The sequence below is a fragment of the Pseudomonas sp. JC1203 genome, assembly GCF_056175065.1.
In genome coordinates this window covers 90,527-107,666 of sequence record NZ_JBWCAM010000004.1, presented here as the reverse complement: position 1 = coordinate 107,666, position 17,140 = coordinate 90,527, and the positions used below count along the sequence as shown (strand labels likewise).

At 55.5% G+C, this 17,140-nt stretch carries 17 protein-coding genes; 8 read left to right on the top strand and 9 right to left on the bottom strand.

The features are described 5' to 3' along the window. Nucleotide 1: 1 nt before the first annotated feature. The 3 genes from AC0SZ7_RS07945 to AC0SZ7_RS07935 all read right to left on the bottom strand — a co-directional run bounded on the left by AC0SZ7_RS07945 (nt 2) and on the right by AC0SZ7_RS07935 (nt 2,136). Entirely contained in the window at nt 2–298 is a 297-nt protein-coding gene (locus AC0SZ7_RS07945; RefSeq protein ID WP_475503876.1) for a hypothetical protein, read from the bottom strand. Between the two features lie 372 nt (nt 299–670). After that, nucleotides 671–892: a PLD nuclease N-terminal domain-containing protein gene (locus AC0SZ7_RS07940; RefSeq protein ID WP_475503875.1), complete on the bottom strand. Its 222-nt coding sequence runs from the start codon at nt 890–892 to the stop codon at nt 671–673. A 20-nt stretch (nt 893–912) separates the two neighbouring features. Continuing rightward, on the bottom strand, nt 913–2,136 hold the full coding sequence (locus AC0SZ7_RS07935; RefSeq protein WP_475503874.1) for a zinc-dependent alcohol dehydrogenase: 1,224 nt from the start codon (nt 2,134–2,136) through the stop codon (nt 913–915). Nucleotides 2,137–2,693: 557 nt separating this feature from the next. On the opposite strand from AC0SZ7_RS07935, the gene AC0SZ7_RS07930 reads away from it, so the two are divergent. Beyond that, nucleotides 2,694–3,122, top strand: a complete 429-nt coding sequence (locus AC0SZ7_RS07930; protein ID WP_475503873.1) for an HhH-GDP family DNA glycosylase — start codon at nt 2,694–2,696, stop codon at nt 3,120–3,122. Next, a complete protein-coding gene (locus AC0SZ7_RS07925) occupies nt 3,119–3,859 on the top strand; it encodes a DUF72 domain-containing protein (protein WP_475503872.1) in 741 nt (246 codons plus the stop codon). Before AC0SZ7_RS07930 ends, AC0SZ7_RS07925 begins: the two co-directional genes overlap by 4 nt. Nucleotides 3,860–3,961: 102 nt before the next feature. Here AC0SZ7_RS07925 and AC0SZ7_RS07920 read toward each other — a convergent pair whose 3' ends face one another. From AC0SZ7_RS07920 to AC0SZ7_RS07905, 4 genes are all read right to left on the bottom strand, one after another. Continuing rightward, entirely contained in the window at nt 3,962–4,186 is a 225-nt protein-coding gene (locus AC0SZ7_RS07920; RefSeq protein ID WP_400783831.1) for a DUF2188 domain-containing protein, read from the bottom strand. 23 nt (nt 4,187–4,209) lie between these two features. Beyond that, the gene (ligD, locus tag AC0SZ7_RS07915) at nt 4,210–7,665 is read right to left on the bottom strand and encodes a DNA ligase D (RefSeq protein WP_475503871.1); all 3,456 of its coding nucleotides are present in this window, start codon (nt 7,663–7,665) and stop codon (nt 4,210–4,212) included. 476 nt (nt 7,666–8,141) lie between these two features. After that, nucleotides 8,142–9,131: a methyltransferase gene (locus AC0SZ7_RS07910; protein WP_475503870.1), complete on the bottom strand. Its 990-nt coding sequence runs from the start codon at nt 9,129–9,131 to the stop codon at nt 8,142–8,144. Continuing rightward, nucleotides 9,128–10,495: an iron-containing redox enzyme family protein gene (locus AC0SZ7_RS07905; RefSeq protein ID WP_475503869.1), complete on the bottom strand. Its 1,368-nt coding sequence runs from the start codon at nt 10,493–10,495 to the stop codon at nt 9,128–9,130. Before AC0SZ7_RS07905 ends, AC0SZ7_RS07910 begins: the two co-directional genes overlap by 4 nt. A gap of 483 nt (nt 10,496–10,978) precedes the next feature. On the opposite strand from AC0SZ7_RS07905, the gene AC0SZ7_RS07900 reads away from it, so the two are divergent. The 3 genes from AC0SZ7_RS07900 to AC0SZ7_RS07890 all read left to right on the top strand — a co-directional run bounded on the left by AC0SZ7_RS07900 (nt 10,979) and on the right by AC0SZ7_RS07890 (nt 13,084). Continuing rightward, nucleotides 10,979–11,242: a DUF1652 domain-containing protein gene (locus tag AC0SZ7_RS07900; RefSeq protein WP_475503868.1), complete on the top strand. Its 264-nt coding sequence runs from the start codon at nt 10,979–10,981 to the stop codon at nt 11,240–11,242. A gap of 363 nt (nt 11,243–11,605) precedes the next feature. Beyond that, a complete protein-coding gene (locus AC0SZ7_RS07895) occupies nt 11,606–12,487 on the top strand; it encodes a manganese catalase family protein (RefSeq protein ID WP_475503867.1) in 882 nt (293 codons plus the stop codon). Between the two features lie 402 nt (nt 12,488–12,889). Then, complete coding sequence (locus AC0SZ7_RS07890; RefSeq protein WP_475503866.1) at nt 12,890–13,084, top strand: hypothetical protein; 195 nt, start codon at nt 12,890–12,892, stop codon at nt 13,082–13,084. A gap of 124 nt (nt 13,085–13,208) precedes the next feature. On the opposite strand, the gene AC0SZ7_RS07885 is transcribed toward AC0SZ7_RS07890, so the two are convergent. After that, nucleotides 13,209–14,351 carry a sensor histidine kinase gene (locus tag AC0SZ7_RS07885; protein WP_475503865.1) on the bottom strand — a complete coding sequence of 381 codons (1,143 nt, stop codon included), beginning with the start codon at nt 14,349–14,351 and terminating at the stop codon, nt 13,209–13,211. 160 nt (nt 14,352–14,511) lie between these two features. Here AC0SZ7_RS07885 and AC0SZ7_RS07880 point away from each other — a divergent pair, with 160 nt between their 5' ends. After that, nucleotides 14,512–14,871, top strand: coding sequence for a response regulator (locus tag AC0SZ7_RS07880; RefSeq protein ID WP_475503864.1), 360 nt, complete (start codon nt 14,512–14,514; stop codon nt 14,869–14,871). A 169-nt stretch (nt 14,872–15,040) separates the two neighbouring features. Further along, entirely contained in the window at nt 15,041–15,289 is a 249-nt protein-coding gene (locus tag AC0SZ7_RS07875; RefSeq protein WP_475503863.1) for a CsbD family protein, read from the top strand. Between the two features lie 45 nt (nt 15,290–15,334). Here the strand turns inward: AC0SZ7_RS07875 and AC0SZ7_RS07870 are convergent, their stop codons facing one another. Continuing rightward, nucleotides 15,335–15,706 carry an NUDIX hydrolase gene (locus tag AC0SZ7_RS07870; protein ID WP_475503862.1) on the bottom strand — a complete coding sequence of 124 codons (372 nt, stop codon included), beginning with the start codon at nt 15,704–15,706 and terminating at the stop codon, nt 15,335–15,337. 357 nt (nt 15,707–16,063) lie between these two features. On the opposite strand from AC0SZ7_RS07870, the gene AC0SZ7_RS07865 reads away from it, so the two are divergent. Continuing rightward, entirely contained in the window at nt 16,064–16,567 is a 504-nt protein-coding gene (locus AC0SZ7_RS07865) for a ProQ/FinO family protein (RefSeq protein ID WP_475503861.1), read from the top strand. Nucleotides 16,568–17,140: the final 573 nt, after the last annotated feature.

Below are 17,140 nucleotides of genomic sequence, written 5' to 3'. Positions count from 1 at the left end.
TTTACTCCAAGTCAGTAATGCAGGTTTGTGGCGCTGAGTTCACGGCGATCTCACGTGCACGTTGAGCCCCCATGGCGAGTGCTTTGCCGACAGAAGCACCAGGTAGGTCGGCATAGCTTTCCTCGGCCAGCATCCGTCCGCCACCCTCATAGACACTCAGGAACATTTCGGTCGCACCATTGCGTGCGATCCTGGCCCGGATATCGATTTCGGTGCCGTCGTCCAGTGTTTCACCGTGAATAACAGCGTAGATCCGTCGATCCTCCCAAGCATTGAAGCATGAACCTGGTTGACGCATGACTGCCTTCTCCCCTGGAGTGCCTGCACTTCCGAGAGGAAGTAGTGCATGACGTGCCCCAAGCGTAGGTGGTGTTCGGAAAATGACACGCGCTTTCATGAGATAAAGCGTGCAGGGGAACGTGCGGCAGACTGTGAAAGCAAGCAGGTGTAAAGCTAGCTAACAATGCGTAGGCCGCGAAGGAAGGGGGCAGGCAGCCAGCCTTTTTCAGTCACCTGTGTGTGCTTCTAGAGACTTGGAAACGAACGCCCAGAATGATCCAGTCGATTTCGGAGGCAGTAGGCGCAGGTGCTTCGTACGGCGAGAGTGCAATCGTAAACCTTGCCGAGAATCGCTTGCAGCTCCGGATGAACATACAAGCGTTAGCCCAGATCACCCTTTGCTGTGCTCCTTGGATGTCGGTGGCTCGGCGATGCCCCGTGGCCCCGCGATTCCCCAAATAGCTACGCCGAGCACGGGCAACGCTAGGATAAGCACGACCCATCCGACTTTGGTACCTGGTGATTTTGTAGTACGCCAAATGCTGGCAATGGCCAATAGGTCGACCAGTAGGACAACTGCAGCGGCTACAATCCAGACAAATGTCAGATCCATTTCACACCTCAATAACCTGATTAGATGGCGGGTGTCACAGCCGAGGGATCCGTTTCCGGAAGCACAACGTCGTTCCTGCCTGGCGTAAGGATGACCTTGCGGCAATCTTCCTGCTTCTTGTCGAAAATCTTGTAGCCTTCAGCTGCCTGCTCTAGGGACATCCTGTGGGTGATGATCGCTTCAGGGGAAATGTGCCCCAGTTCAATGTGCTCAAGCAGATCTGGCAGAAAGCGCTGGACGTGGGTCTGGCCCATCTTGAATGTCAGCCCTTTATCGAACGCATCTCCAAACAGGAAGCCATGAATGAAGCCGGAGTAGACGCCCGGCACGCTGACGGTGCCACCGCGCCTTACTGCCGCAATGCATTGTCGTAGCGCCTTACCGCTGCTGCCTTCGAGTTTCAGGGTGGCCAGTATGGTTTCAGTAGTGCTGCCCTTGGCTTCAAAGCCGACTGCGTCTACCACACCGTCGACCCCGCGCATGCCTGGAGTTTGCTGGATGATCGTGTCAGCAGGGTCGTCGTCTTCATCGAAATTGATAGGGATCACGTTATAGGTTTGCTGCGCGTAAGCGAGCCGGTAGGGGTGGTGGTCGACCATGAAGATGCGCTCGGCCCCCAGCATGCGGGCAACCGCTGCGCAAAGCAGGCCGACCGGGCCAGCGCCGTAGATGGCGATGCTGGAGCCTTGACCTATGCCGGTGTTGGTTACCGCTTGATAGGCGGTGGGCAGGATGTCAGAGAGAAATAGCACCTTCTCATCTGCCAATGTGCCTGGAACCTTGAACGGCCCGGTGTTGGCTTTCGGGACGCGCACATACTCAGCCTGTCCACCCGGAATACCGCCATACAAATGGCTGAAACCAAAGAGAGCCGCGCCTGGTGGGATGGCCTTTTTGTTAAGGATGGCTCCGCGCCCCGTGTTTGTGGTTTCACAGGCAGCAAACTGGTCAAGCTGACAAAAGAAACAACTGCCGCAGGCGATTACGAAAGGGATCACGACCCGGTCGCCTTTGGTGACGGCGGTCACACCGGAACCGACCTCTTCTACAATGCCCATAAATTCATGGCCGAAGATATCACCGTGCTCGGTCTGGGGAATCTTTCCTCTGTACAGGTGCAAATCTGAGCCGCAGATGGCTGTTGCGGTCACTCGTAGAATGATGTCGTCAGCGTCCTGAAGGGTGGGGTCTGGAACGGTGTCGACCTTGACGTCATGGGCACCGTGATAGGTGAGAGCTCGCATAGTGTTTTTCTCCGCTGTTTTAGTGTGGCCTCTAAAGAGGGGAGCTATGGGGCGTCTATTAAGTTCATACCTTTGGATAACGCGGCCTGCGAGAAAAATCAGCCGCCTGTTGAAACCGCTCATTTAAGACTGTTCGTCGTTTCAAATGAACATAACTCGAACAGCTCAGCCCAAGGTCGGTCAATTATTTATTGGTGCTAAGGGGGCATCCTCTTTTTTCGTCCCGTTGCCGAGATGCTGAAGGAGGTACGTCAGCGTTACCTGCGACCGATATTGCTCGCCGAAACGGGCACAGCGGGTGAGGATCGGGTGCCCTGGTTGAACTACGTTGCGGCTCAATTGGCTATGGCTAGAGATTGGTGTGTGCACATCGAGGCCTGTGCTGGGAGCCATCCTGGATCACTCCAGTTGGGACGGTGGCCGTTACGGCCCCCGCAGGTGGTTATAGCGCTGGGCAAAGAATGCGAGCCCCTGCCATCCGCTGCATCGAGCTATGCGATCAACTGGGGCGCATGGCGTCTCGTGCAGAACCAAGCTCTATTGCCGTGGGGAACAAGATGCTAGTCATAGGTGCCGCAGAGCTGAATATCGACCTTGCCAGCGCAGCCGAGGAGGCGCTGTTCAAGTGGCTGATAGCAAGTTTTTTGATGGGGAAGAGAATTCGAGGTGAGGTTGCCGCTCAGGCTTACAGGATCATCGTCGAGAAACACCATCGTGACACTCCCACCAAGCTTGCGGCATGCACACACGGCCAATTGGTGAAGATGCTGGGAGAGGCCCGTTACACGCGTTATGACGAATCTACAGCCGACCGGCTGCTCAAGTTGAGCGAGCGTTTGAAGCACGACTACGGTGGGAAAGTGCTGAATATTCTCGAGGCGAGCAAAGACCGATCTGAGTTTGAGTCAAGACTGAAAGAATTCGAAGGCATTGGCCCCAAGACCGTTGAGATATTTATGCGCGACGCGCAACAGGTACTCTTTTGAAAGCCCTCGAGGTTTACGTAGGATGCGCTGGCTGGAGGGTCGCACGGGAATTCGCGCCTGAGTTTGAAGGCGAAGGTACGCATCTGAAACGTTATGCGCTTCGGCTGGGCGCTACTGAGATCAACAGCTCCTTCAATCGCCCACACAGACCTGCAACTTACGCGAAGTGGGCCTCATCGGTAGGCAGCGATTTCCGTTTCTCAGTGAAAATGCCCAAGTCGATCACCCACGAGGGCCGGCTTGTGGACTGTTCCCAGCTGCTGGATAACTTCCTGTCAGAGGTCACTGAGTTGGGCAGCCTCCTTGGCTGTCTGCTGATCCAACTTCCCCCCTCCCTCTCATTCGATGCCCGGGTCGCAGGCCACTTCTTCGACTTGCTGAGAGCTCGCTTTCTAGGGCACGTAGTGATCGAGCCGCGTCATGAGTCCTGGGTGAACGCCCACCAGTTACTGGTCGAGCAACACATAGGACAAGTGGCGGCTGATCCTGTCAGGTTGAGTAATGGCGCGCAGCCTAGTGGCTGGCCGGGAGTCCGCTACTGGCGCCTGCACGGAGCCCCGAAGATTTACTACAGCGCTTATGACACGCCTTGGCTTGAAAACCTCGCGCAGAGAATTCAAGCGATGCCGGAGGACGTGCCGACCTGGTGTATTTTCGACAATACTGCTCGCGATGCCGCGCTCGGCAACGCGTTGCTCATGCAGCGGTTGTTGAGGATCGGTGGCCTCAATGAGTAGTCGCGGGCATCTACCATGATTGTTGAGCCCTCAGGTGCCGAGGCAGAGCGTCAACACTCCTGCCTTGGTTTCCTGACTTGGCGCCGAGTCCGTGGGATAGGCCTATCCTTTTGTCTTGGCCGGGTCGGCTGATCTTGGGTAGGTGCGTTCCTCTTGGATCGTGCCATCTTCTTTGTGGATCTTCAGTGAGGCGGTTTTGCCTTCCAAAAACTCACTGGCGAGCGAGGTGATCTCGGCTTTGGTCGAGGCGGTTTTAGATGCGCGGTCAGCGCCTTGCTTCGTGAGTGCCCAGCCTTTATCGGTTTTGGTGATGTGGTAGTTGTCCATGACGTTCTCCTCGGATGATCCCGTTATTTGATTCCAACCCGCCTACGCATTTCGGCGGTGATGATTTGCCGGGTCAACGGCAAATCGGCCCATGGGTCATTGTCTAGCTGACCCAGGCGTTCATGAAGGTTGTGAATGTTCCAGGTATTCGCGCCTTTGATCTCAAGCAGCTCCTCGCGGAAAATCGGCACAGACACCGGTAGCCCTTCACGCGTGCGAACGGAGTACGCGCTGATCGTCGTGGCACCCAGGCCATTTCGCAGGTAGTCGATGAAGATACGCCCCACCCGGTTTTTGGGGCCTGAGACGGCTGAGAAGCGATCAGGCAGGAGGTTGGCGATGTGTTTGACGATGGCATGGCTGAATCCCTTTACGGCCTCCCAGTCGCCCTTAGGTGTGAGCGGCACGACCAGGTGAATGCCTTTACCGCCGCTGGTCTTGAGGAATGATTTGAGCCCCAGTTCATCTAGCACCGCCAAGATCAATTGCGTGGCCTCGACCATGCTTTTCCACGGCAGCGCAGGATCGGGGTCAAGGTCGAGCACGAAACGGTCGGGGCGCTCGAGGTCTTTGGAGACCGCATTCCATGTGTGCAGCTCCATTGCGCTCATTTGCACGGCCCCGATCAGCGCTTCAAGGTTATTGATCAACATCACTGGGTGACCGGTGTACTCCTTGCCCATGGTCTCGATGCCCGGAATCGCGAGTCGGTCGGCATTTTTCTGGAAAAAAAGCTCCCCTGCGATGCCTTCAGGTGCCCTGACCAGCGCCACGGGGCGCTGAGCCAGCTGCGGCAGCAGCCAATCAGAGATACTGATGTAGTAATCCGCCAAATCCCGCTTGGTCGATCCACTGGTGGGGTCAATGACGCGCTCGGGGTGGGTCAGGCGGATCTTTCCTGATGTCGCCAGTGGTGCCGATTCTGACTGTTCGGTTGTGGCAGCTTTGGCGCTTTTGGCTCGTCTGACTCTGGACGCGGTGGGCTTCTCGACGTCCGACGGCGGAGCAGGGCGTTCTTCCGTGATCGAATTAGCCGGTTTGTCCGTACGCAAGCCGTGAAACACCGCGTGTCTGACCGAGCCATCTTTGGTAATTTCGGCAAAAGCGACTTCAGCCAGCAACTGAGGTTTGAGCCAGTGCGCGCCCTTGGCTTCGAAGCCGGTTGGGGGATTGACCACTGTCGCGTTCTTCACTTGCAACGGGACAAGCTGATGGAAGATCGTGTTTAACGTCGCTTCGTTGAAGCCTGTACCGACCTTGCCAGCGTATCGTAGCTCGCCGCTATCAGCGTCATGCAGCCCGAGCATCAGAGCGCCAAATTTGCTTCGCGCGCCCTTTGGGTCGGTGTAGCCGACAACCACGAATTCCTGCCTGCGCTTGCACTTAAGCTTGATCCAGTCGCCACTGCGCCGCGATACATAAGCGCTGCCCACGCGCTTACCGATCAGGCCTTCCATCTTCATCTGGCAGGCACTGTTGAGGAGGGCGTCGGGCGCCTCACCAAAGTCCTCGGAGAACTTGAGTACCTCATCCTCGCTGGCTTCCAGCACTTTGGCCAGGGCCGTACGCCGTTGCTCGACAGGCACTTGGCGCAGATCCATACCATTGAGGTACGGCATGTCGAACAGGTAGTAGACGATGTTCCCACTGCGTTCGAACTCGAAGGCATTCTGCAGCGCCTGGAAGTCAGGGACGCCGTCCTCATTGGCCACTACCATTTCACCATCTAGCCAGGCGGAGGCTACCCCGAGGCTGGCGAGAGCTTCCGCCTGGCGCGGGAGCTTATGCGTCCAGTCATGCCCGTTGCGTGTGTATAACTGCACTTTCCCATTATCCACGCGGGCCATGACACGATAACCGTCGAACTTGATTTCGTAGCGCCAGTCACCGTCGGGAGCCGACTCGACCAATGTCGCCAGCTCCGGTTTGATGCTGACAGGAAGATCTGATGCCTGCGCTCCTTCAAGCTTGGCCTTAGCCGGCTTTTTCTTAGGTGCCGGCTCTTTTTCCACGGGTTTAGGTTCGGCAGATTTGCCGCCGCGTTTTTTGGGCACGATTGTGCGTTCGCTCAGCACGCTGTCAGGCTGATCCTTGCCGATGTCATATTCTGATTCGGGCTTGGCGTACTCATCTTGATGTTTGATCAGGAACCATTGCTCCTGCTTGCCGGGGATCTGGGTTTTAACCAGATTCCACAATCCCCCCAGTTTCTCGCCCTGCAATTCGAACTTCAGTCGTCCCTTGGCGTAGGCTTCTGCGGGATCGGACAGGGGTTTCCAGATCCCCCGATCCCAGACGATGACATCGCCGGCACCATAGTGGCCCTCGGGGATACTGCCCTCGAACGTCGCGTAATCGATGGGGTGGTCTTCAACCTGAACGGCCAGGCGTTTGGCTTTGGGATCGAGAGAGGGGCCTTTGGGGACGGCCCAGCTTTTCAGGGTGCCACCCAGTTCCAGCCGAAAGTCATAATGAAGCCGGCTCGCGTCATGCTTCTGAATACAGAATTGCAAAGCCTGATCTGGAACCTTTTTTGAGTCGCGTTTGTTGTTGTTGCTTGCGCCAGAAGGCTCAGACGTGGCGTTGAAATCACGTTTGCGGTTGTACTCTTCAAGGCTCGAATGAGTTTCGCTGTGAGCTGGCGGCGAGGCAGCGGGTTGGCTTTTCTTCCGGGTTTTCTTTTCCGGCTTCTGTTGCGCATCCCCGATGCGAATCCAGGTGGGTGCGTGATCGCTCGCGTGCTCTTCGCCGCGCACCCAGGCGTCAACACCCGCATCTTGCAGACGTGGCGCCAGTACAGGGTTCAGGAGGAGGTGGTCGATGCGCAGGCCAGAGTTTTTCTGCCAGTGCTGACGAAAGTAATCCCAGAACGTGTAGACGCGCTCGTCCGGATACAGGTGCCTGACCGAGTCGATCCAGCCTTGAGCCAGCAGCCGGTGGTAGCATTCGCGACTCTCGGGCTGAAGCAGGGCGTCCTTGAGCCATGAGCGGGGGTTGTAGATGTCCTCGTCAGTTGGCACCACATTGAAATCCCCGGCCAACACGACTGGGTGTTCACTGGCCTGCAATGATTTCGCATGCTCGATCAGGTGTTCGAACCAACGGAGCTTGTAGTCGAATTTCGGGCCGGGCTGAGGGTTGCCGTTGGGCAGGTACAGACAGGCGACAATGACGCCATGGGCCGCTGCCTCGATGTACCGCGCCTGGGTATCGGCTTCCTCACCTGGCAAGCCCTTGTGGATCAGCAATGGCTCTGAGTCCCGCGCCAGAATGGCAACGCCGTTCCAAGAGGTCTGGCCGAGGTGCAGCGAGCCGTAGCCTGCGGCCTCAAGGTCTCGTGCCGGGAATGCTTTGTCCGGTGCCTTGAGTTCCTGAAGGCAGACAATGTCAGGCTGCTCGCGCTCAAGCCACTGCAACAGGTTGGGCAAACGAGCGCCGATGCCGTTGACGTTGTATGTGGCGATCTTCAGCTCTTCCACCTTCGCGTACCTTCGAACAGTCCGAACCTATTCATGTGAGGGCTTGCAGGGGAAGGAGTTCGCGATTTATCACCCGAGAGCGACCGTTCGAGAATCTAATCGAACGCTGGTGCGGGAGATGATTCGAAGTCAGTAGGCCGCGAACCTTTCGTGGCCATGTGAGGTGTTTATGAGTAATTCAACAGGCATCCCGGGCGGTACCGAAAACGCTGTCGACTCTATTGAACCGCTAGAGCCCGGCAGGCCTGATGTCATTCCAAACCCTGCACCCGGAGGTGACGATCTAGAGCCCAACGAGGGGGAGATCCCTTTGGAGTCTGATGACGAAGCTGCACTGGAGGAGGATACGTCCGATGTAGATGCCAACAACGGGGTGTCAACTGAGTATCCCCAGTCGAGTTGACCGGCATTAGGTAAAGCCTGATGCGCTGTAGGGGCTGTCACCCCAACACCCTGCCCAGCGCATCGATGTGGCTTCAGGATTGCGCTTTGGTCACTGTCAGAACCACCGCCGCAATGCGTTCTGCCTGTGCGTAATTGTCAGTCTCGAGCTCTTCACCGAAGACGTCAGGGTCAATTTCGCGATACGACCAGCTAAAGCCAGGCGCATCTACAATCGGCCTGGCGTACTCCAGAAAAAGATCGACTCCAGCAACCAATGGTGCGCCGGTGTACAGCACAAGGCTGCCGCCAGGCGTCAGGCGATTTATTGCCTGCTCGACGATTCGGATAGAAAGAGCCGATCCCAATCGATCTCCGCCATGCCGATAAGCCCGTTTCTGGGTGTCCTGCATATACGGCGGGTTAGCGACAATGAGATCGAACTCTCCCGAAGCACTGTCGAGGAGATCGCTGTGCCACGCCGACACATTGTCCGTTTCCGCCAGTGCCGCATTCACGGTAGTGAATCTCAGCGCTGTAGGATTGATATCCAGAGCCACCACCTGAGCCTGAGGTCTGGCTCTGGCGATGAGGATTGCGCCAGCTCCGCTGCCACAACCTATGTCCACCGCAGTGCGCACAGGATGCATAGAGGTGCGCAGATGTTCTTCAATGGCTTGAGCAAAGCGATAGGTGTCAGGGCCGAAGAATACCGAGTCGTGGGCTACGGTCGGGAAGCCCGAATGAACAAGGAGCAGGTCATGCAGACTCGACCATCTGACGTCACTGATCCACAGCCCTGCATGGGCTCTGACCACACCACTGTTCAGCAATACCTTGAGTTCGGCATCGGGCATCAGCTGTGTTTCAAATGGGCGATTCCAGCCGAAAATATCCCGCAAGTCCTGGGCCTGGCGATTCTGCTCGCGTTGGTTATTTCGTTGGTGGGTCAAGGGCGTCACGGTCGTAAACTGATAAGCATCGGCCTGTAGGCGTCGGCCTAAATGTAGCAGCGCTACGTCCTGGGTCTGATCTTCCAGCGCAGCGACATCATTTGAGGTTGCGGGTGCTCTTGACTGAGTCATAGCGCTAACGATCCTTCGGCAAGTTGGCGAGCATAGGCTCGGGTGGCGTTTAAACCTTCGGGGGTACAGTGGTGGGCAGGTGACAGCAGATCGATTAACCGCGCCGATGAAGGGTTGCTCTGTGAGCCCGGGGCACTGGCAACAGCGTCCGCTCTAGGGCGATTACGAAACTGTGACCGGAAGGGGTTGGCTGGTTTAGCGCCGCTACCATCGTGCCAAGCCCCAGCGATCCAGTCTCGCAGCAACTGCATCTCGTAGCCGCTGAATACCCCGAACATTACAGCGCCGGGCCCATCGATCAGCTGCCAGAAACGACTGCCAGCAGGGTCTTGATTCCGCCTGATCCAGCCCTTGTTTTCGAGCGCGGCGAGAAAGGCTCGGCATTGCCCTGGCTGGGCCAGCCACTCATTGACTGTCATGCCGTCTAGCCGACAGTAATCGGAATGCATGTGCTGTCCAAACGAGCGCTTGCGCTCAAGCATGGCCACCACTTCCTGTTCAAGATCGAAGCCGGCAATAACGGCTTTGGTGCCTTTGCCTAACTCGTTGAGCAGGTAACCGTTGCGAAGTCGCGCGATGAAATCCGGACGGGACTCGTCAGTAGGGAGCAGATCCAGTACCGTTTTCACGGCTTTGTGTGCATGGCCGGAGCTGGCGTTGTCGATGGTGACGTGCAGCGTGAAATAGTAGGGATCTACACCAAGCTCATTCAGCTCAAATGCGGTGATCAACAGGTGCAGTGGCAGCTGCTCGTAGCCCATGTTGTAGCCCAGCAGCTCAGGCAGATACTCATCGCCCAGATGCCCCAGTGCTAGCTGAATGGCGCCTTGAACATAATGCTCCTGAGTGAGCATTTCAGTGGGGGCACAATCATGATCGGCCAACAGTTTGCGATAGAGCACCACGTGGTTCAGTGCGGGTTCGCCGTCCCCCAGTTCCTCCAGATACGTGCGAATGAGGTCTCGATAGCGCCAGTCATTAGCGTGCCACACTGCGCTATATAGCCATGCACCGTCGACTAGCTTGGTGGGGGCCACATGCTGCAGGAAGTAAAGAGCGTGGGCCTTGTTGCTGAAGAATTTCCTGCTACCGCCTGCGCGTCGCCCGTCCAAATATTCACGATACGAAGCCGCGACATGGCTGGCGTTTGTCTCAATCCATGGAAGCAGGTCACTAAGGTTACCGGGCAGCGAATCAGGAAATTCTCGCGCAAGCTTCAGCTGCTCCTGCAGGAACGAACGTAGCCGGTCTGGATCCGCACCCTGAGGCTCCTGCAAAAGCGAGTGGTAAATCGAAGCAGGATCGGATGATCCCGTAGGCAGCATGGCAGTCAGTCCGTCAGTGACATTTCGCAGAGAAGTCATAAAGGGGCCTACACAAGTTTCTTGGTATGTAGGTGAGAGGCAGATCCTGCAGGATTAATTCAAAGAAGTTTGAGCGGTCTGACGGGAGACACTGAGCAGAATCTGACAGCCGGTGAGTCGATGGTTGAGGTGTTCAAGCCACCAGTTATTTATAGGCTGAGAAATCATAGCGAAGCAGCTCTTCCTTGCGGTCGCAAAACCCTATTAACGCTTAAAAATTTTAGAAGTCGGCCTCGTGGGATAAACCGCCTGATTACACCGAAAGCTCAAGGGGGGTCAGAGGTATGTCCTACCGCAAGGGTCTGAATGCATTTCCCGGCGCGCTTGAGTTTAGTGCGATTTCATCTCCAGAGCTCCACATTTCAAGATGAGGCCTCCAGGGGGCACGGAGCCGCGTGCATTATCGCGTCTGGCTGAAAGTTGAATTAGGTTGAATTAAGACGAGCGCTCTGGGTCGACCGCTTACATAAGAAGGAGTTTGTCATGTCCATTTCTTTGCTTGAGTTACGCCACGTCATCGAATCAGGTTTTTTGCCGCTTGAATGCCGTTGCACATCATCTTCGGCCAACGAGCTGACCATTGAAATCATCGACCCCTCCACCGGCGCTAACCTAGTAGTGGGCGGAATCGATGTGGCGACATTGAGGTCAAGCCGGGCTATCTCTGAGCTCGTGGGAGAGCTGCGAAGGGATTTTGGGGCCATACCCCCACGCCGAGCGAGCCGTCCTATTAAAGCGGCATGGTAGAGGCTCTCGCGCCCTCATAGGGCATGGATGCCTCAACCCACCAGCGTGTCATGTGGGGCTCACCTGTTTAAGCGCTTGCCGGTCTCGCCGACTTTTAAATGTTGATGAGTGGCTATATTGGAGTACATGACGTCACTGCGCAGGTAGTTGTGATTCCTTAATTACGGTGCAGCGGACATTTGAGCTTGAGCGAATATTTTGTAAATGAACTTGAACCATTTAGAAGCTACCTTCTGTCTATCATCTCTAAATTGAATCGACTTATTTCTTCAGCGCCACCCTCTCATTATTAGGGCACCGTCGTATCCGATTCCCGTTTACGATCTTAGTGATGCTTATAAAAAACGAGCCTGAGGAAATAAAATGTTTTTACACAACAAGCGTCTCCAGTACACCGTGCGGGTGGCTGCGCCAAATCCTGGCCTTGCCAACTTGCTCCTTGAACAATTCGGCGGCGCCCAAGGTGTACTCGCTGCCGCTGGGCGTTACTTCACCCAAGCCCTGGCAGAGGATGATCCAGGACGTAAAGATCTTTTGATGGACATTGCAACCGAGGAGCTCAGCCACCTCGAAATCGTTGGTTCCATCATCGTCATGCTCAATAAAGGCGCGAAGGGCCAGTTGGCTGAAGGTGTCGAGGAAGAAGGTGAGCTGTACCGAGCCATCAACGGCGCTGGCAATGACTCGCACATCACCAGCCTTCTCTATGGAGCAGGGGCACCCTTGGTCAATTCCGCAGGGGTGCCATGGACTGCGGCATACATCGATACCATAGGGGAGCCGACTGCCGACTTCCGATCAAACATCGCGGCGGAGGCACGCGCCAAGATCGTCTACGAGCGCCTCATGAACGTCACGGACGATCCAGGCGTGAAAGAGGCGTTGGGCTTTCTTATGACCCGTGAGATCGCGCATCAGCTCTCTTTCGAAAAAGCGTTGCACGCAATCCAGCCGAATTTCCCGCAAGGCAAGCTCCCGGGCATGCCTGAGTTCACCAACAAATACTTCAACATGTCCGGCGAGCCAAATGTGCGGGGCCCATGGAATGAAGGTGCCGAGTGGGAGTACGTTGAGAATCCAGAGCCCGCCGTCGACGGTGGTGATGGCCTAGCGTCGGTAACCTTATCGCCGGCAGATCTCGACCTGGTTGAGGCCATGAAGCTACGCACCGCCTCTGACCCAACTACCAACCCAGTGACAGGTGCTGATCTGGGCTCCGGCCTTGTTCAGGGTAAAGACGCCTGAGCTACATCCCGTACCTACCTGCTGGGGTACGGGATTTTATTGAGGGGCGATGATGGAACTTAAAGCGATTGATCTACGCAGTGATGCGCAACTTCCTACCTGGATGAGGAAGGCACTGATTGGGTTCGAGATTGACTCGAAGCTTGCCCGGAGGGGGCTCCAAGTATCTGTGGCTCTGCATGTCTTCGGTGTCGGAACTCTGCTGCCTAATGATTTACCCAGTCATCCCCGCCAAGGTATTGGCTAGTCGAAGGTAGGAGCCGCTTTTGATTTCAGCCCGTCACTCCTGGTTGGAGAATGTCTAGCATGAAGAAGACCTCTTGGGTCTAGCAGCCATAGGTGAAACCTGATGCTCTTCAGCCAATCACGGAGGTCAGGATGCGTATCTCACAGGAGAATGACATGAAGAAACGCGTTACCGAGAGCGCCCAACTCCCCAAGGACATAGATCAGGGGAATGACCCAGCGCACACACCAGACGATTCTTCTGTAGGTTTGACAGATGATGAACGGGTCAATCGAGAAAAAGACACCAATGGGGTCGGTGCCCGTGTTGAACCTGGGCCTGCAGATGCACAGAGACTGCTCAAGCCCTGAAGCCATAGCCCCGGACTTCTGATAATTCAGGGGAGTCGGCTAAGGTCACGCTTGTCGAATTTGTTTATCCTCGGCGGATCTGACCAAGCCTTCATTCTCACGACCATTAAATCGGCCAGCGGGGCTAGCTTGGTTGTGGTTTACCATGAATAGGGAGCGATACCTCGAATTGAGTACCGCCTTCATCTGAAGAAATGACGTTAATGACGCCGTTGTGGGCCTCGACAATTTGGGCCGCGATAAACAGTCCCAGGCCAAGGCCCGCTGACGTCCCCCTTTCGCCGGCAGCGTAGCTAGAATATCTGCCCTGAGGACTGAATAGGTAAGGTATCGCGCTTTGCGGAATGGCTTCGCCACTGTTGTGTACGCTGAATTCGGCGCGATCTCCTCGCACCCCTAGTTTTACCGTAATGGGGTGAGCCAGATCACCGTGCCGTACTGCATTGCCGATCAGATTGGAAAAAACCTGAGCAATCCTGGGGGAATCAAATTCGCCAGTGACCTGCGACTCGTGCATAACCTCAATCGTGGCCATAGGAAACTCGGCTGTAATTTCGTCAGCAATGGAGTCACACACGGTACTGAGATTTGAAGTTTGCAGTTGCACGGGTATGCCATCACCGAGATTGCATCGCGCCAGATCGAGCAGATCGCTCACCATATGGTTTGCCCGCGTGACGCTGGTGTGAATCTGTGAGGAAAGCTTCAACTCCCGTTCCTTGAGGTAGTCAGCCCTGCGCAACAAGTCACTCGCCATGAGGACTGCTCCTAGTGGGGAGCGCAGATCGTGCCCGAGAACCGCGAGAACCGTTTTTCGGGTGTGCTCTACTGCTGCCCCGTACGTGGCGATAGACTCCACAAGAGCTTGGTCGATGGACTCATTAAATCTGATCATGTCTTGCAGATGGTGGTCATTTCCGACGGACTCTTTTGCAAGCCAGAGCATCAAGACGCTTGACCTCAAAGCCCTGTACTCTGAGACCATTTGATCCATCGAGAACCCAGCGAGCAATCGGGTCATCGCATGCGTTTGCGCAGGGGAATCATCAGCAGAAGTCGGCCCCTGACCGTGGGCTTTGTCGATCTGCTCTTGTACGGTCTGAGTAGTGCGCATATCCGCCGCAACTGTCTTCAGAATGTACTCTCCGTGATTGCGCAGCCCCTTGGCATCCATCACGGGCAGGAGTGTATCCACAGACCGGGCGAAATCTTCCCAGGCCTGCAGGATCTCCTCCATGTCGGTAATGATGAAATCGCTGAGTCTCATATCTTTCTGGCCTGGTCTACGGGGATACAAGGTAGGCGCTGATTGTAGCCCTACCGCCGACAGGAGCGCTCCGGGGGCCGGGGTTACACCTTTCGTCAGCCTTTTGAAACCGTAGGCGCTTTATGGTTCCTAAGTCATAAGAACAGAGCGGAGCAACTCGATGCCTGGTTGTGCAATTGTGGTCGAGGATGACGAAATACTGCGGGATGTAATCACCAGCGCGTTAGCGCTGCTTGGCATCAATAGCACGGAATTTTCAAGCGCGGATGCTGCGTTGGCATATTTGGGGAGCGACGAGCCGGTGTCGCTGGTGGTCACTGACGTTCATATGCCGGGCGCCCATGACGGTCTGGAGCTAGCTCAACACGTCTGGAAGACCCTTCCGACCTTGCCGGTAATCATCATATCGGGTCAGGCGGTCATTCCTGATGAACTTCTGTCCTGCAGCTCGATTTTTTTGCGCAAGCCCTTTTCGGTGGATGCCCTGCACGATGCGGTCACCGCACTGATGCACCTGTAGCCGCTCGCTGCCGTAGTGGTTAGATGCAAAGCGCTAGGCAGCCTGTCAGATACACCCTGAGCGTCACCAACATTGAACTTATCATAACGGCCATCCCCCTAATGCTGTGTAGATCGACGTCAGCTCAACTGACGTTGGTTTCCCACTCACACATAAAGGTTTGTGAATCATGAAGAGCGAACAGGTTGAAGGCGTTGTAGAGAAGGTTGCCGGCAAAGCTCAGAGCGCCGTAGGAAAATTACTGGGTGATACGAAGATTGAAGCCGAAGGGGCGGGACGCCAGGCCTCCGGTCAGTTGACTCAATCCTATGGCGATGCACTCGATAGCGTGTCTACCTTCGTAAAAGAGAAACCTGTTGCTGCAATCGCTATTGGTGCCGTCGCACTGCTGCTGCTTAAACGGCTCCTACGCCACTGATTCAGGAAGAATGGGCGATCATTGCGTAAAGCAGTCCGAACAGCCTCAGTGATTGGGTTGGAAGTCGGCGAACGCTCTCACGATTGCCTTTGTTATAGGGCTCGACTCAATATCGCGAAATCGCTTCCAGTGGCTCCACTTGCACGCGGCAATTTCATTTTTAGGAGACGGCTTCTCACCAGTTTGGAGTGCAGTAATGAAAACGAAGTGGGTGGTATTGTCCTTCTCAAAGCGTGCGAGATAGATGAGATTGTCAGCAACGATTCCTGTTTCCTCTTCAAGCTCACGCACGGCGGCTTCAGCAGGTGTTTCGCCTGACTCTATCTTGCCACCAGGTAGTGCCCATTTTGATTTTGGCTTGCGCACATAGAGGACATGATTATCCTTGCGGCATATCACTGTGGCTCTGGCTTTCATGTTCACCTCCATTACCTTGCACTTACGACTAGGTAGGCTCCATGGGGGCTGCCTAGTTATAAGACTGTGCTGTCATCGAAACGTCACACTTCGGGACAGCATTTTTGATGCCAACACCTCACCGCTCACCTGCTACCTGAAGAGTAGCTCCTGCTATGGGAGAGGATTTCTAGTAATGACATCCCTCCCTAAAGCGATGAGACAGCAAGGCGACACTCAAATACTGGCGTCTCAGAACGGATCATGCTCGCCCTTCGCGCCTAGGTGAGTTCGCCGGATGCTTACGTTTCGGTGCACTCACTCGCCACATGCCATATCCTTGGACGACGCATTTACTTCCAGGCAGTGATTTGACCAATGGGTTTTGAGAAATTAGCTGAACTACGTGACCGTCTGCAGGCTGAAACACAGCAAGCGAAGGCCGAGACTGCGATACATTCCAAGCGGAAGCCCGCCCCAGAGGCGAAGCCTCGAGTTCAAGATCCAGCAGTTGAAGCGATCTGGCGACTACAGAAGCATTTCCCATTGGCTTTCCCAGTCAATCCTGCCCCCAAGGTACCGCTGAAGGAGGGCATTCTCAAAGACGCTGAGCAGCACCTGGAGCTGCTCGGAATAACTCAAGAGCAGCTCAAACTGGCTATCTCGACCTGGTGTCAAGGAGCTCGATATTGGACAAGCATGGTCGAGAATGCGCCGCGCTTGGATTTAAACGGCCAAGCAGTGGGCGCTGTCACAACTTCTCAGGCGATGCACGCGAAGCGGCAATCACGCAAACGTGGCCAAGATCGACGAAATCGTAGACCGACAAAAGCACCTGCCCAGGCTGTCGCCGATGCTGCCATGGAAGAGGGCACGGACTAAGCACCCGGGCAAGCCGAGCGCGCCGGCCGCGATGGCCGACAGGCGCGAGGATAGACACCCGTAAGCCACGGCGCCGCCTTCCCAGTGTTCAGCACACAGAGCTTGGATGTCGTCATCGAGGCTGCCAGCAGTGCACGATTGTCGGGTTAAATCTGCGCATTTTTTTGCGTATTTGTTGAAACTCTACAAGCCTCGTTTCTGAAGGCCTGACGCGGAATTTTTGAGATAAAAAGTGGATCTATTTTTCCCATTTTTTTTCGCGTGATCGCTCACCTTGGTGTTTGAGGTAAAAAGGTAATCTGCGATGGGGCAGTGTGCGAGCCACCAGTCCAAGGAAGAGCGGGTTATGGGATTTCTGGTAAGACTGTTCGGTGGCCGCTTCACCCAATCACCTCCAGTGAGCCCTCATTGAGTGACGCCGCGATGATGCGCGAGCCATATCTTTCGCGAGGGGCTCAAGTTTTTCAGTCACAACCTGTTCGTAGGCAGTAAAGGTGCCTAGGTTAGCCGGCCTGGCACTTAACCACTTTGATGAAATTTCGCCACTTTTGATGTCTCTGTGTGCAATGTAAA